This is a genomic window from Escherichia sp. E13S3, assembly GCF_004212325.1.
Taxonomy (GTDB): Bacteria; Pseudomonadota; Gammaproteobacteria; order Enterobacterales; family Enterobacteriaceae; genus Escherichia.
Window position 1 is genome coordinate 387,172 of sequence record NZ_RHJR01000004.1, and the last position, 14,413, is coordinate 401,584.

A 14,413-nucleotide genomic window follows, 5' to 3' on the forward strand; every position below is an offset into this window, starting at 1 on the left:
GAAGTTAATTTGCCCTAAGTGTATCAGGCGTTGGCGTCTTTGACTTCGCGGATGATGTCCTGATACTCGCGCAGTTTCTGCGGAGTCATCATACGGCGCTGATCGTCAAGCACTACGCCGCCTACTTCATCGGCAATATGCTGCGCGGATTGCAGCATCAGCTTGAAGTTTTGCAGTTCATCACCGTAAGACGGCACCTGCATGAAGATAGTGACACCCGGAGTTGTGAAATCCTTCATTTCAGGATCAAAGGTTCCCGGTTTCACCATATTCGCCAGGCTGAATAACGCCGGGCCGCTGCCATCCGGGCTAAGATGGCGATGATAAATATTCATATCGCCAAAGATAAAGCCCGCCTGTTGAATGCTATTAAGAAGCAGTTCGCCGTTCAGCTCGCTACCGTGATGCGCAGCGACGTTCATGATGATCACCGCTTCTTTGCGCTTCGGCTTATCCATCACAGGCGCTGGTTCAGCTACAGGTTCAGGCTGCGGTGCCGCTACAGGTTCCGCGGTCTGGAAAGTAGGCTGCGGAGCTGGAGGCACCTGCGAAGCAACCGGCTGTTCAGGCTGCGGCGGGTAAGCCGGCTGCTGTACTGGCTGCGGTTGTTGCACTGGCTGCGGTTGCTGAACAGGCTGCGCTGAATGCGGAGCATGTTGCGGCGGTACCTGCGCTTCAGGCGGCTGCTGAACCGGTTGACGCGGTTGCGCAGACGCATAAGGCGGTTGGTACTGGTGTTGCGGCGACGGACGAGCAGCCTCATGCTCCTGGGCGTTAGCCGGGGCATGATTTACGCGGTGAACACGAACCTCACCAACGCCCTCATCATCTTCGACATCCTCGTCATAAGAATCGTCGTCACGTTTTGACTTCATTCGTTTTAGTGGCCGATCGCGAAACATAGAAGATCGTTCTTTACGGCTGGTCCAGAAACCATGTACCAGTAAAGCGATTATGGCGATCGCGCCAACAATGATTAATATCAGACGCAAATCCTGCATCATTATATTCTCTGTTGTTCTAACACCTTGCCACCACGGCAAACATTTACTCACTAAGAGTATTTGTCGATTACCTCAAGTGCAAGTGCACTATTAACTTTCACAGCACAAAGATAGATGAAATCGTGCTTTTTGCTGGTTTTTCGAACATATCCTAACTGTCCATTGCGCAAATACCCGGTAAAATACGCAGAACTTTCCTGGGATTGGTCAAAAGGAGCATATCCTGATTATGGTTTCAACATTCACATCTGCCTCACGCAGCGGTTTTTACTATTTTGCGCAAGGCTGGAAGCTCGTCTCGCAACCTGGGATTCGCCGTTTTGTCATCTTACCGCTGTTGATCAATATCTTGTTGATGGGAGGCGCGTTCTGGTGGCTCTTTAGCCAGCTGGATGTTTGGATTCCGTCGTTAATGAGTCACGTACCTGACTGGCTGCAATGGTTGAGCTATTTGCTGTGGCCTGTAGCGGTTATCTCCGTGCTACTGGTTTTTGGCTATTTTTTCTCCACCATCGCCAACTGGATTGCCGCACCATTTAACGGTTTGTTGGCTGAACAACTGGAAGCAAGGCTGACTGGCGCTACGCCACCGGATACCGGCATTTTCGGCATCATGAAAGATGTGCCGCGGATTATGAAACGTGAATGGCAAAAGTTTGCCTGGTATCTGCCGCGCGCGATTGTATTGCTGATCCTTTACTTCATCCCTGGCATTGGGCAAACCGTCGCACCGGTGCTGTGGTTCCTGTTCAGTGCCTGGATGTTAGCCATCCAGTACTGCGACTATCCGTTCGATAACCACAAAGTGCCATTCAAAGAGATGCGCACTGCCCTGCGCACGCGCAAAATCACTAATATGCAGTTTGGTGCTTTAACCAGTTTGTTCACGATGATCCCGGTACTCAACCTGTTCATCATGCCGGTGGCCGTTTGTGGCGCTACGGCGATGTGGGTCGATTGCTACCGCGCTAAACATGCATTATGGCGGTAACAATTTACCGATTATTTTGTAAACATTATGTGTGGAACAGGGGTGGCTTATGCCGCCCCTTATTCCATCTTGCGAGCCATTATTTCCCTTCTGCATATAGATATGCTAAATCCTTACTTCCGCATATTCTCTGAGCGGGTATGCTACCTGTTGTATCCCAATTTCATACAGTTAAGGACAGGCCATGAGTAAGATTTTTGAAGATAACTCGCTGACTATCGGTCACACACCGCTGGTTCGCCTGAATCGCATCGGTAACGGACGTATTCTGGCGAAGGTGGAATCCCGAAACCCCAGCTTCAGCGTTAAGTGCCGTATCGGTGCCAATATGATTTGGGATGCCGAAAAGCGCGGCGTACTGAAGCCGGGCGTTGAGTTGGTGGAGCCAACCAGCGGCAATACCGGGATTGCACTGGCGTATGTGGCTGCCGCTCGCGGTTATAAACTCACCCTGACCATGCCGGAAACCATGAGTATTGAACGCCGCAAACTGCTCAAAGCGTTAGGTGCAAACCTGGTGCTGACCGAAGGTGCTAAAGGCATGAAAGGTGCGATTCAAAAAGCGGAGGAAATTGTTGCCAGCAATCCAGAAAAATACTTGCTGCTGCAACAATTCAGCAACCCGGCGAATCCGGAAATTCACGAAAAAACCACCGGCCCGGAGATCTGGGAAGATACTGACGGTCAAGTCGATGTGTTTATTGCTGGTGTCGGCACTGGCGGTACGCTGACCGGCGTCAGCCGCTACATTAAAGGCACCAAAGGCAAGACTGACCTCATCTCTGTTGCCGTAGAACCAACCGACTCTCCCGTTATCGCCCAGGCGCTGGCAGGTGAAGAAATCAAACCCGGGCCGCATAAAATCCAGGGCATCGGTGCTGGCTTTATCCCGGCTAACCTTGATCTCAAACTGGTCGACAAAGTTATTGGCATCACAAATGAAGAAGCCATCTCTACTGCGCGTCGCCTGATGGAAGAAGAAGGCATTCTTGCCGGGATCTCTTCCGGCGCGGCTGTTGCTGCGGCGTTGAAACTACAAGAAGATGAAAGCTTTACCAATAAGAATATTGTGGTTATTCTACCATCATCGGGTGAGCGTTATTTAAGCACTGCACTGTTTGCCGATCTCTTTACCGAGAAAGAACTGCAACAGTAATGCCAGCTTGTTAAAAATGCGTAAAAAAGCACCTTTTCAGGTGCTTTTTTGTGGCCTGCTTCAAACTTTCACCCCTCCTGGCATTGATTCAACTTGTCGGAACTGGTATTTAACCTGACTAATTATTTTGATGCGCGAAATTAATCGTTACAGGAAAAGCCTTAGCTGAATCGATTTTATGATTTGGTTCAAGTCTTCCTTTAGCGGCATAATGTTTAATGATGAACGAAACGTCAGCGGCCAACATCCGCCAGCAATGGACTGTATAGAGCACTTCGTGCGTCGCGTCTGTTAAAACTGGCGCTAACAATACAGGCTAAAGTCGAACCGCCAGGCTAGACTTTAGTTCCACAACACTAAACCTATAAGTTGGGGAAATACAATGTTCCAGCAAGAAGTTACCATTACCGCTCCGAACGGTCTGCACACCCGCCCTGCTGCCCAGTTTGTAAAAGAAGCTAAGGGCTTCACTTCTGAAATTACTGTGACTTCTAACGGCAAAAGCGCCAGCGCCAAAAGCCTGTTCAAACTGCAGACTCTGGGCCTGACTCAAGGCACTGTTGTGACTATCTCTGCAGAAGGCGAAGACGAGCAAAAAGCGGTTGAACATCTGGTTAAACTGATGGCGGAACTCGAGTAATTTTCCGGGTTCTTTTAAAAATCAGTCACAAGTAAGGTAGGGTTATGATTTCAGGCATTTTAGCATCCCCGGGTATCGCTTTCGGTAAAGCTCTGCTTTTGAAAGAAGACGAAATCGTCATTGACCGGAAAAAAATTTCTGCCGACCAGGTTGATCAGGAAGTTGAACGTTTTCTGAGCGGTCGTGCCAAGGCATCTGCCCAGCTGGAAACGATCAAAACGAAAGCTGGTGAAACGTTCGGTGAAGAAAAAGAAGCCATCTTCGAAGGGCATATTATGTTGCTCGAAGATGAGGAGCTGGAGCAGGAAATCATAGCCCTGATTAAAGATAAGCACATGACCGCTGATGCAGCTGCTCATGAAGTTATCGAAGGTCAGGCTTCTGCCCTGGAAGAACTGGATGACGAATACCTGAAAGAGCGTGCGGCTGACGTACGTGATATCGGTAAGCGCCTGCTGCGCAACATCCTTGGGCTGAAGATCATCGACCTGAGCGCCATTCAGGATGAAGTAATCCTGGTTGCCGCTGACCTGACGCCGTCTGAAACCGCACAGCTAAACCTGAAGAAGGTGCTGGGTTTCATCACCGACGCGGGTGGCCGGACTTCCCACACCTCTATCATGGCGCGTTCTCTGGAACTGCCAGCCATCGTGGGTACCGGTAGCGTCACCTCTCAGGTGAAAAACGACGACTATCTGATTCTGGATGCCGTAAACAATCAAGTTTACGTCAATCCAACCAATGAAGTTATTGATAAACTGCGCGCCGTTCAGGAGCAAGTTGCTTCTGAAAAAGCAGAGCTTGCTAAACTGAAAGATCTGCCAGCAATTACGCTGGACGGTCACCAGGTCGAAGTGTGCGCTAACATCGGTACTGTTCGTGACGTTGAAGGTGCAGAGCGTAACGGCGCTGAAGGCGTTGGTCTGTATCGTACCGAATTCCTGTTCATGGACCGTGACGCGCTGCCAACCGAAGAAGAACAGTTTGCGGCTTACAAAGCGGTGGCTGAAGCGTGTGGCTCACAGGCAGTTATTGTTCGTACCATGGACATTGGCGGCGATAAAGAGCTGCCGTATATGAACTTCCCGAAAGAAGAGAACCCGTTCCTCGGCTGGCGTGCTATCCGTATCGCGATGGATCGTAAAGAGATCCTGCGCGATCAGCTTCGCGCAATCCTGCGTGCCTCTGCTTTCGGTAAATTGCGCATCATGTTCCCGATGATCATCTCTGTTGAAGAAGTGCGTGCACTGCGCAAAGAGATCGAAATCTACAAACAGGAACTGCGCGACGAAGGTAAAGCGTTTGACGAGTCAATTGAAATTGGCGTAATGGTGGAAACACCGGCTGCCGCGACAATTGCGCGTCATTTAGCCAAAGAAGTTGATTTCTTTAGTATCGGCACCAATGATTTAACGCAGTACACTCTGGCAGTTGACCGTGGTAATGATATGATTTCACACCTTTACCAGCCAATGTCACCGTCCGTGCTGAACTTGATCAAGCAAGTTATTGATGCTTCTCATGCTGAAGGCAAATGGACAGGTATGTGTGGTGAGCTTGCTGGCGATGAACGTGCTACACTTCTGTTGCTGGGGATGGGTCTGGACGAATTCTCTATGAGCGCCATTTCTATCCCGCGCATTAAGAAGATTATCCGTAACACGAACTTCGAAGATGCGAAGGTGTTAGCAGAGCAGGCTCTTGCTCAACCGACAACGGACGAGTTAATGACGCTGGTTAACAAGTTCATTGAAGAAAAAACAATCTGCTAATCCACGAGATGCGGCCCAATTTACTGCTTAGGAGAAGATCATGGGTTTGTTCGATAAACTGAAATCTCTGGTTTCCGACGACAAGAAGGATACTGGAACTATTGAGATCATTGCTCCGCTCTCTGGCGAGATCGTCAATATCGAAGACGTGCCGGATGTCGTTTTTGCGGAAAAAATCGTTGGTGATGGTATTGCTATCAAACCAACTGGTAACAAAATGGTCGCTCCGGTTGACGGCACCATTGGTAAAATCTTTGAAACCAACCACGCGTTCTCCATCGAATCTGATAGCGGCGTTGAGTTATTCGTTCACTTCGGTATCGACACTGTTGAACTGAAAGGCGAAGGCTTCAAGCGTATTGCTGAAGAAGGTCAGCGCGTGAAAGTTGGCGATACTGTGATTGAATTCGATCTCCCGCTGCTGGAAGAGAAAGCCAAGTCTACCCTGACTCCGGTTGTTATCTCCAACATGGACGAAATCAAAGAACTGATCAAACTGTCCGGTAGCGTGACTGTGGGTGAAACCCCGGTTATTCGCATCAAGAAGTAATTCTTGCCGCAGTGAAAAATGGCGCCAATCGGCGCCATTTTTTATGCTTCCGCCAACGGCGGCAAAATCAATTCATCGCTCTCATGTTGCTGGGTGTAGCGCATCACCTCCAGCACGCGTAAGCCTGCGCTATGTACCGCGTCAGTCAATTCCTTACCTTTCAACAATCCACTGATAAGCTGGGCGCAAAACAGATCGCCTGTACCTTTCAGATCGTTTTTTACCCGAGAATGGGAAATGACATTCACGCTGTCGGCACTGACCACCACCACCTGCATCTCCTGATTTTCTTCATTACCGGAGGCGCTGGTAATAACCACCCATTTTAATGTGTCTGAAAGCAAACTTTTTGCTGCGGCAATGGCGCTGTCGAGATCGCGGCAGTTTTTACCGGTCAAGATTTCCAGCTCAAAGATATTTGGCGTAATTCCCTGCGCCAGTGGCAACAAATATTGCCGATACGCATCGGGCAGGTCAGGTTTGACGTAGATACCGCTATCAATATCGCCAATCACTGGATCAACCATAATCAATAAGTCAGGATGATTTTCGCGTAATACAGTCAGCCACTCGGCAAGTATTTTGATTTGCGACGCGGTTCCCATATAACCGGTGGTGACAGCGCGCAGCTGGCGCAGCGCATCACGCTCCTGTAGTGCACGTAAATAGCCGCTAAACCATTCGTCCGGAATCGCACCACCGTAGAACGTATCATAATGTGGCGTATTGCTGAGCAACACGGTCGGCACGGCAAAGACATTCAGGCCGTTCTGTTTAATAGCAGGCACGGCAATGCTGTTGCCTACGCTGCCATACACCACCTGCGACTGCACAGCGACAATATCCGCCTGCAACGCTCTGCTCTTATCGTTAAACAACAACAAACTACTCATTTAATTTTTCTCCTTGCCGATGATCCTCATCGCATCCCAACCGAAACTTTACCTGATTTTGGCAGTCAAATCGGCTATCACAAAACAAGGATATGGTAATTCAGTGAAGAAAATCATTTGTCTGGTCATTACGCTGCTAATGACACTCCCCGCTTACGCGAAGTTAACTGCCCACGAAGAAGCCCGCATCAACGCCATGCTGGATGGATTAGCACAGAAAAGGGATTTGATATTTGTGCGCAACGGTGATGAACATACCTGCGATGAAGCAGTTTCGCATCTGAAGTTGAAGCTCGGCAACACACGCAACCGCATTGATACCGCCGAGCAGTTTATTGATAAGGTGGCTTCGTCATCATCGATTACCGGTAAGCCGTATATCGTGAAGATGCCCGGTAAGAGCGATGAGAATGCACAGCCTTTTTTACATGCGTTAATTGCGCAGACGGATAAAACAGTGCCTGCGCAATAATCTTAAATCCCCGCCCCCTGGCTAAAATGCTCTTCCCCGAATACCCCGGTAGAAAGGTAACGATCGCCGCGATCGCAGATGATCGCCACCACTACCGCGCCGGGGTTAGCTCTTGCCACGCGTATCGCGCCAGCGACCGCGCCGCCTGAACTCACACCGCAGAAAATCCCCTCCCGCACCGCCAGTTCGCGCATGGTGTTTTCCGCATCGCGCTGATGAATATCCAGCACCTCATCCACCAGCGAAGCGTTGAAAATCCCCGGCAGATATTCCGCAGGCCAGCGGCGGATGCCGGGAATGCTGCTGCCCTCTTCCGGTTGCAGGCCAACAATTGTCACAGTACTGGATTGCTCGCGCATAAACCGTGACACGCCGGTAATGGTGCCGGTCGTCCCCATGCTGGAGACAAAATGGGTAATGCGACCGCCAGTTTGCTGCCAGATTTCCGGCCCGGTGGTGGTGTAATGGGCGTAGGGATTATCAGGATTATTGAACTGATCGAGCAGCTTGCCTTCACCACGATTCGCCATTTCAAGCGCCAGATCGCGCGCCCCTTCCATACCCTGTTCTTTGGTAACCAGAATCAGTTCCGCGCCGTAAGCCAACATCGCCGCACGGCGTTCCTGGCTCATGTTGTCCGGCATCAGCAATTTCATGCGATAGCCTTTTAGCGCGGCAATCATCGCCAGCGCAATGCCAGTATTGCCACTGGTGGCTTCAATCAGCACGTCGCCCGGTTTAATTTCCCCGCGCTTTTCCGCCTCGGCGATCATCGATAGCGCCGCACGATCTTTCACCGAGCCTGCCGGGTTATTGCCTTCCAGTTTTAACCACACTTCACTGCCGTTATCCGGCCCCATTCGCTGCAACTTCACCAGAGGCGTATTGCCAATTGTTTGTTCTAATGTACTCACGATCTCTGTCCATACGTGGTGTTGCCTGATGCGACGCTTGCGCGTCTTATCTGGCCTACAGGTTACAAACCTTGCCATTAAAAAGCCCGGATCGCGGGAAGCGCCTCCGGGCGTTTAACATTCACTCAACCTATCAGGCGCTTTGTGCGAGAGCAAGTTCCTCATCGCGGGTTTCAATACGCTCGTCGCCGTTATACAGCCGCGCATGTTGCAGACCAACGAATAAACGCTCGCCACGCTGCGGGGCATCGTCGCCATGCATCACGACCGTCAGCGGTTCGTTGTACCACCCCAGCGGCTGCACGACTAATTGGGTGTAGTGGCCTTTCGGGCTGGCTTCCAGCACCTGGACCGGCAGTGGCGATTCAAGGCTGGTGCGGCGGCTGATATCCACTTCCCACGGGCGCAGGAAGAGATCCACCGGCCCCTGATACGCAGGCGTGTAGCCCAGCGGCCAGCGATGTGCGCCAACGTGGAACTGCCCACCGCGAATGGTGCCACGCAGACGGTTCACTTCGCCCATAAACTCGAGCACAAAACGGGTCGCTGGTTCGCGCCATACCTGGTCCGGCGCATCAGCCTGTTCGATATTGCCCTGGCTCATCACCACTACACGATCGGCTACTTCGGTCGCTTCTTCCTGGTCGTGGGTCACGAACACGCTGGTGAATTTCAGTTCTTCATGCAGTTGACGCAGCCAGCGACGCAGCTCTTTACGCACCTGCGCATCCAGCGCGCCAAACGGTTCATCGAGCAGCAGAATTTGCGGTTCCACAGCCAGCGCGCGCGCCAGTGCCACACGCTGTTTCTGCCCGCCGGAAAGCTGCGCCGGATAACGATCCGCCAGATGGGCAAGCTGCACCATCTCCAGCAATTTTGTCACTTTCGCTTTGATAGCTGCGGCATTCGGGCGCTCGCGACGCGGCAGCACCGTCAGGCCAAAGGCGATATTGTCGAACACCGTCATATGGCGGAACAGCGCGTAATGCTGAAACACGAAACCGACTTTACGATCGCGCGCGTGCAGGCGGCTGACGTCGGTGCCGTGGAAGCGAATATGCCCACTGGTTTGATGCTCCAGCCCGGCAATAATGCGCAGCAGCGTGGTTTTCCCGGAACCGGACGGCCCCAGCAACGCGACCATCTGACCAGAAGGAATATCCAGTGAGATATCGTTCAGCACCTGGGTGCGACCAAAAGACTTCTTAATATTGGCAATCTCAATGCTCATGATGTTCCTCCTGCTGCGCGCGTTTTTCCTGATTTTCCAGGCGCCACTGCAACATACTCTTTAAAAACAGGGTGATAATCGCCATCAGCGTCAACAGCGCAGCAGCGGTAAAGGAGCCGACGGTGTTGTAGTCCTGCTCCAACAATTCAATCTGTAACGGCAGCGAAAGTGTTTCGCCGCGAATCGAACCGGAAACCACCGATACCGCGCCAAACTCGCCAATCGCGCGGGCGTTGGTCAACACCACGCCATAAAGCAGCGCCCAGCGAATATTCGGCAATGTGACGCGGCGGAACATTTGCCAGCCAGACGCGCCAAGCAAAATCGCCGCTTCGTCTTCCTGGCTGCCCTGGCTTAACATCACCGGCACCAGTTCGCGCACCACAAACGGACAGGTGACGAAGATGGTGACCAGCACCATTCCCGGCCAGGAGAACATAATTTGCAGATTATGTTCATCAAGCCAGCCGCCCAGCGGGCCGTTAGAGCCGTAGAACAGCAGATAAACCAGACCGGCAACCACCGGTGACACTGCAAACGGAATATCCAGCAGCGTCAGCAGCAACTGGCGTCCGGGGAAGTTAAAGCGCGTCACCAGCCACGCCAGCAGAATGCCGAACACCAGGTTTACCGGTACGGCAATCAGCGCGATCATCACCGTCAGCCAGATGGCGTGCAGCATGTCCGGGTCAGCCAGATTCTGTAAAACCGGCATCAACCCTTTGCTGAATGCCTGCACGAAGATATAAATCATCGGCACCAGCAGGATGAACGCCGAAACCAGCATCCCGATGCCAATCAGAAACCATTTGCCCCAGTTAATCGGGCGCGCGTCATAACGCTTCAACTGTGTCACTTCCGCCATTAATGACCTACCACACGCCGACCAAAGCGACTTTGCAGAGTGTTAATTGAGAACAGCAGCAGCAGGGATGCCGCGAGGATCACCGAGGCAATCGCGCTCGCTGCCGGGTAATCAAACTCCTGTAAGCGAACGAAAATCATCAGCGACGTCACTTCTGTTTTCCAGGCGATGTTCCCGGCGATAAATATCACCGCGCCAAACTCACCAAGACTACGGGTAAACGACAGCGCCACGCCCGCTACCAGCGCCGGAGAAAGTTCCGGCAGCACCACTTTGCAGAAACTCTGCCAGCGCGTTGCGCCAAGCGTTTCTGCCGCTTCTTCATATTCCGGGCCTAACTCTTCCAGCACCGGCTGCACGGTACGCACCACAAACGGAATGCTGGTAAAGGCCATCGCCACCGCAATCCCGAGCCAGGTGTAGGTGACTTTGATATCAAACTTCGCCAGCCATTCACCGTAAAAGCCGTTCACGGAAAAGAGCGAGGCCAGCGTTAAACCGGCCACTGCCGTTGGCAGCGCAAAGGGTAAATCCATCAGCGCATCAAGCAGCGTGCGGCCAGGGAAGCGATAACGGGTTAAGATCCACGCCATCAGCAGGCCGAAAACACCGTTAAAAATCGACGCGACAAACGCCGACAGCAGCGTCACTTTATAGGCCGCGACCACCTGCGGATTGGTGATCACTTCCCAGTACTGCGCCCAGCTCATCTCAGAGAGCTGCATCACAAGCGCGGAGAGCGGCAGCAGCAAAATCAGGCAAACAAACAGCAGACTGGTGCCAAGGCTTAAGGTAAAGCCCGGCAGCACGCGTCTGGAGGCGACGGCAAACATCAGTTACGCCCCGCCGCTAACAGCTTGTCTAACTCGCCGCCGCTGGTGAAGTGGGTTTTCATCACTTCCGGCCAGGAGCCAAACTTGTCTTCCACGCGGAACAGTTCGGTCTGCGGGAATTTGTCTTTCAGTTTGTCCATGACTTCCGGGTTATTCACGCGGTAGTAATAATCGGTGATGATGGTTTGCGCCTGTGGGCTGTAGAGCCAGTTCAGGTAGGCTTTGGCGGCTTTTTCCGTACCGTTGGCCTGCACATTTTTATCGACCCACGCCACCGGAAATTCCGCCAGAATGTTGGTTTTCGGAATCACCACTTCGAAGCCCTGCGCTTCATACTGTTTACGGATATTGTTCACTTCCGACTCGAAGCTGATCAGCACATCGCCCAGGCCACGCTCGGCAAAAGTGGTGGTTGCGCCACGACCACCGGTATCGAACACTTCAACGTTTTTCAGGAACTGAGTCATAAACTGTTCGGTTTTGGCTTTATCGCCACCGTCAGCTTTATCCGCTGCGCCCCACGCGGCTAAATAGGTGTAACGCGCGTTACCGGACGTTTTCGGGTTCGGGAAAATCAGCTTCACGTCGGAGCGCACCAGATCGTTCCAGTCGTGGATATTCTTCGGGTTACCCTTACGCACCAGGAAGCCCATGGTGGAGTAGAACGGCGAGCTATTATTCGGCAGGCGCGACTGCCAGTCCGCCGGGATCAGCTTGCCTTTGTCGTGCAGGATTTGTACGTCGGTCACCTGGTTATAAGTGACAACGTCTGCTTTTAAGCCCTGTAAAATCGCCAGCGCCTGTTTTGATGACCCGGCATGAGATTGTTTTATCGTCAGTTTGTCGCCGCCGTTATCTTTGGCCCATTGCTGTTCAAACGGCGGGTTCAGGGCGGCAAACAGCTCTCGGGAGACGTCATAAGAACTGTTCAGCAGTTCTGTTGCCTGTACATGGCCTGCCAGCAGCAGAGAAGCAACCAGCGCGAGATATTTCTTTTTCAGTAAGTTAACGGCCATTGCGCACCCTTATATATTTAATGACTTTCTAATAGCCATCATATTTATAACGGGCATGAAAGGAGTAACGGTTTTATATACCGTTTGGTGATTTGGAAGTTGAAAAGGGAATAAGACGAAATCCTCCCCACACATGCAGGGAGGAAACAGAGGTGAATCAGATGCCGACGCTAACCGTCTCCGGCAGTGTGCTGCCGCCATCGATCACATTCTGTGTACCGGTTAAATAGCTGGATTCATCGGATGCGAGGAAGGCCGCGAGTTCGCCGACTTCCAGCGGATCGGCGAGGCGACGCATCGGGATTGCTTTTGCCATTTCAGTCAGCACCGATTCTGGATCTTCCGGGTTCGACTGGCGGGCAATGCTTTCCGCCATTGGCGTGCGGACGTATCCCGGGCAGATGGCGTTAACGCGAATACCAGACTGCGCGTACTCCACCGCCAGCGATTTTGTCAGGCCAACAATCGCCGCTTTCGTTAAGGCGTACGCCGTTTCACCAGGATCGGCCACCATATCGCCAGTGACCGAAGACATCATCACAATGCGGCCATCTTTGCGGGCAATCATCTCCGGCAGCACCGCCTTTGTGACGTTCCATACGCCTTTAATATTGATATCAATATGGAAATCGCGATCGTCATCGCTCATATCGAGGAAACTGCCCAGGCGACAAACGCCTGCGTTATTCACCAGGATATCAATGCGCCCTTCTTTTTCCTTCGCGCGCTTGATAGCAGCGGCTACCGACGCCGGGTCACGCACATCGGCAACAACCGCCGTACAGCGATGACCACGACCACACAGTTCGTCCGCCAGCTTTTCGATCTCAGGGGAGATATCCAGCAAGATTAGGTTCGCGCCATGACGTGCAAAAGTTCTGGCAATTCCTTCGCCAATTCCCTGCAATGCGCCTGTAATCAGTGCTGTCTTGCCCGTGAGTTTACCCATTTCAAGTTTCTCCTTTTGAATACAGAGCATTACGCTCTATTGTCCTTACCATACCTGAATGACAGATCAATGCTGAGGAGTGGATCTAAATTCAGGAAAATCTTAAGTAAAATCTTCCATAACCACAACGCTGTCATTGTACACATTCACTGCTGTACATAATCAGGCAGGGAGATATGATTCACTCCAGATGAAATTATTCGAAGGCAAATATTTAAGGTGATTGTATATGCAACTTGAAAAGATGATTACCGAAGGCTCGAACGCCGCCTCGGCTGAAATTGACCGCGTTTCGACGCTGGAAATGTGCCGGATTATCAACGATGAAGATAAAACCGTACCACTCGCCGTTGAGCGCGTACTGCCGGATATTGCAGCGGCGATCGATGTTATTCACGCCCAGGTGAGCGGCGGCGGCCGTCTGATTTACATCGGTGCGGGGACCTCTGGTCGTCTGGGTATTCTTGATGCCAGTGAATGTCCGCCGACCTACGGCGTGAAACCAGGCCTGGTGGTTGGTTTGATTGCTGGCGGCGAATATGCCATTCAGCACGCGGTGGAAGGCGCGGAAGATAACCGGGAAGGCGGCGTTAACGATCTGAAAAATATTAATTTAACGGCACAGGATGTGGTGGTCGGTATTGCCGCCAGCGGTCGTACGCCGTATGTGATTGCCGGACTGGAATACGCCCGCCAGCTCGGTTGCCGCACGGTGGGTATCTCCTGTAATCCGGGGAGCGCCGTTTCAACTACCGCAGAGTTTGCTATTACGCCGATTGTTGGGGCTGAAGTGGTTACCGGTTCTTCGCGAATGAAAGCCGGCACGGCGCAGAAACTGGTGCTCAACATGCTCTCCACCGGGCTGATGATTAAGTCAGGCAAAGTGTTCGGTAACCTGATGGTTGATGTGGTCGCTACCAATGAAAAACTGCATGTGCGCCAGGTCAATATCGTCAAAAACGCCACCGGATGTAGCGCTGAGCAAGCGGAAGCGGCATTGGTTGCCTGCGACCGCCACTGTAAAACGGCTATTGTGATGGTGCTGAAAAATCTCGATGCCGCAGAAGCTAAAAAACGCCTGGATCAACACGGCGGCTTTATTCGCAAAGCTCTGGAAAAGGAATAAC

At 52.0% G+C, this 14,413-nt stretch carries 15 protein-coding genes; 7 read left to right on the plus strand and 8 right to left on the minus strand.

Annotated features, from left to right (window positions below; translation table 11 throughout):
• Positions 1-23 precede the first annotated feature (23 nt).
• Complete coding sequence (gene zipA / locus D9597_RS07145) at positions 24-1,004, minus strand: cell division protein ZipA (protein WP_130221982.1); 981 nt, start codon at positions 1,002-1,004, stop codon at positions 24-26.
• Between the two features lie 229 nt (positions 1,005-1,233).
• Between zipA and cysZ the strand changes: the two genes are divergently transcribed.
• The 5 genes from cysZ (at position 1,234) to crr (ending at position 6,113) form a co-directional block, all read left to right on the plus strand.
• A complete protein-coding gene (gene cysZ, locus D9597_RS07150; protein ID WP_130207372.1) occupies positions 1,234-1,995 on the plus strand; it encodes a sulfate transporter CysZ in 762 nt (253 codons plus the stop codon).
• Between the two features lie 184 nt (positions 1,996-2,179).
• The gene (cysK, locus tag D9597_RS07155; protein WP_000034402.1) at positions 2,180-3,151 is read left to right on the plus strand and encodes a cysteine synthase A; all 972 of its coding nucleotides are present in this window, start codon (positions 2,180-2,182) and stop codon (positions 3,149-3,151) included.
• Between the two features lie 382 nt (positions 3,152-3,533).
• Complete coding sequence (gene ptsH / locus D9597_RS07165; RefSeq protein WP_000487600.1) at positions 3,534-3,791, plus strand: phosphocarrier protein Hpr; 258 nt, start codon at positions 3,534-3,536, stop codon at positions 3,789-3,791.
• A gap of 44 nt (positions 3,792-3,835) precedes the next feature.
• Positions 3,836-5,563 carry a phosphoenolpyruvate-protein phosphotransferase PtsI gene (gene ptsI / locus D9597_RS07170; protein WP_000623129.1) on the plus strand — a complete coding sequence of 576 codons (1,728 nt, stop codon included), beginning with the start codon at positions 3,836-3,838 and terminating at the stop codon, positions 5,561-5,563.
• A gap of 40 nt (positions 5,564-5,603) precedes the next feature.
• On the plus strand, positions 5,604-6,113 hold the full coding sequence (crr, locus tag D9597_RS07175) for a PTS glucose transporter subunit IIA (RefSeq protein WP_000522247.1): 510 nt from the start codon (positions 5,604-5,606) through the stop codon (positions 6,111-6,113).
• Between the two features lie 41 nt (positions 6,114-6,154).
• Here crr and pdxK read toward each other — a convergent pair whose 3' ends face one another.
• Entirely contained in the window at positions 6,155-7,006 is an 852-nt protein-coding gene (gene pdxK, locus D9597_RS07180; RefSeq protein ID WP_130221983.1) for a pyridoxine/pyridoxal/pyridoxamine kinase, read from the minus strand.
• A gap of 103 nt (positions 7,007-7,109) precedes the next feature.
• On the opposite strand from pdxK, the gene D9597_RS07185 reads away from it, so the two are divergent.
• Positions 7,110-7,478: a YfeK family protein gene (locus tag D9597_RS07185; protein WP_130221984.1), complete on the plus strand. Its 369-nt coding sequence runs from the start codon at positions 7,110-7,112 to the stop codon at positions 7,476-7,478.
• 2 nt (positions 7,479-7,480) lie between these two features.
• Here D9597_RS07185 and cysM read toward each other — a convergent pair whose 3' ends face one another.
• The 6 genes from cysM to ucpA all read right to left on the minus strand — a co-directional run bounded on the left by cysM (position 7,481) and on the right by ucpA (position 13,286).
• Entirely contained in the window at positions 7,481-8,392 is a 912-nt protein-coding gene (cysM, locus tag D9597_RS07190) for a cysteine synthase B (RefSeq protein WP_130221985.1), read from the minus strand.
• A gap of 133 nt (positions 8,393-8,525) precedes the next feature.
• Entirely contained in the window at positions 8,526-9,623 is a 1,098-nt protein-coding gene (gene cysA / locus D9597_RS07195; RefSeq protein WP_130221986.1) for a sulfate/thiosulfate ABC transporter ATP-binding protein CysA, read from the minus strand.
• Entirely contained in the window at positions 9,613-10,488 is an 876-nt protein-coding gene (cysW, locus tag D9597_RS07200; RefSeq protein ID WP_000852686.1) for a sulfate/thiosulfate ABC transporter permease CysW, read from the minus strand. The genes cysA and cysW overlap by 11 nt, the downstream gene beginning before the upstream one ends.
• The gene (gene cysT, locus D9597_RS07205) at positions 10,488-11,321 is read right to left on the minus strand and encodes a sulfate/thiosulfate ABC transporter permease CysT (protein ID WP_032225900.1); all 834 of its coding nucleotides are present in this window, start codon (positions 11,319-11,321) and stop codon (positions 10,488-10,490) included. Before cysT ends, cysW begins: the two co-directional genes overlap by 1 nt.
• Positions 11,321-12,337, minus strand: coding sequence for a thiosulfate/sulfate ABC transporter substrate-binding protein CysP (gene cysP, locus D9597_RS07210; RefSeq protein ID WP_130221987.1), 1,017 nt, complete (start codon positions 12,335-12,337; stop codon positions 11,321-11,323). Before cysP ends, cysT begins: the two co-directional genes overlap by 1 nt.
• A gap of 157 nt (positions 12,338-12,494) precedes the next feature.
• Entirely contained in the window at positions 12,495-13,286 is a 792-nt protein-coding gene (gene ucpA / locus D9597_RS07215; RefSeq protein WP_000517431.1) for an SDR family oxidoreductase UcpA, read from the minus strand.
• A 229-nt stretch (positions 13,287-13,515) separates the two neighbouring features.
• Between ucpA and murQ the strand changes: the two genes are divergently transcribed.
• Complete coding sequence (gene murQ / locus D9597_RS07220; protein ID WP_130221988.1) at positions 13,516-14,412, plus strand: N-acetylmuramic acid 6-phosphate etherase; 897 nt, start codon at positions 13,516-13,518, stop codon at positions 14,410-14,412.
• The last annotated feature ends 1 nt before the right edge of the window (position 14,413 follow it).

What these genes read in the sequence shown, in the direction of transcription:
- zipA (WP_130221982.1), bottom strand. Translation starts at nt 1,004, where the DNA reads ATGATGCAGGATTTGCGTCTGATATTAATCATTGTTGGCGCGATCGCC.
- cysZ (WP_130207372.1), top strand. Translation starts at nt 1,234, where the DNA reads ATGGTTTCAACATTCACATCTGCCTCACGCAGCGGTTTTTACTATTTT.
- cysP (WP_130221987.1), bottom strand. Translation starts at nt 12,337, where the DNA reads ATGGCCGTTAACTTACTGAAAAAGAAATATCTCGCGCTGGTTGCTTCT.
- cysA (WP_130221986.1), bottom strand. Translation starts at nt 9,623, where the DNA reads ATGAGCATTGAGATTGCCAATATTAAGAAGTCTTTTGGTCGCACCCAG.
- ucpA (WP_000517431.1), bottom strand. Translation starts at nt 13,286, where the DNA reads ATGGGTAAACTCACGGGCAAGACAGCACTGATTACAGGCGCATTGCAG.
- cysK (WP_000034402.1), top strand. Translation starts at nt 2,180, where the DNA reads ATGAGTAAGATTTTTGAAGATAACTCGCTGACTATCGGTCACACACCG.
- crr (WP_000522247.1), top strand. Translation starts at nt 5,604, where the DNA reads ATGGGTTTGTTCGATAAACTGAAATCTCTGGTTTCCGACGACAAGAAG.
- pdxK (WP_130221983.1), bottom strand. Translation starts at nt 7,006, where the DNA reads ATGAGTAGTTTGTTGTTGTTTAACGATAAGAGCAGAGCGTTGCAGGCG.
- cysW (WP_000852686.1), bottom strand. Translation starts at nt 10,488, where the DNA reads ATGGCGGAAGTGACACAGTTGAAGCGTTATGACGCGCGCCCGATTAAC.
- ptsI (WP_000623129.1), top strand. Translation starts at nt 3,836, where the DNA reads ATGATTTCAGGCATTTTAGCATCCCCGGGTATCGCTTTCGGTAAAGCT.
- cysT (WP_032225900.1), bottom strand. Translation starts at nt 11,321, where the DNA reads ATGTTTGCCGTCGCCTCCAGACGCGTGCTGCCGGGCTTTACCTTAAGC.
- ptsH (WP_000487600.1), top strand. Translation starts at nt 3,534, where the DNA reads ATGTTCCAGCAAGAAGTTACCATTACCGCTCCGAACGGTCTGCACACC.
- murQ (WP_130221988.1), top strand. Translation starts at nt 13,516, where the DNA reads ATGCAACTTGAAAAGATGATTACCGAAGGCTCGAACGCCGCCTCGGCT.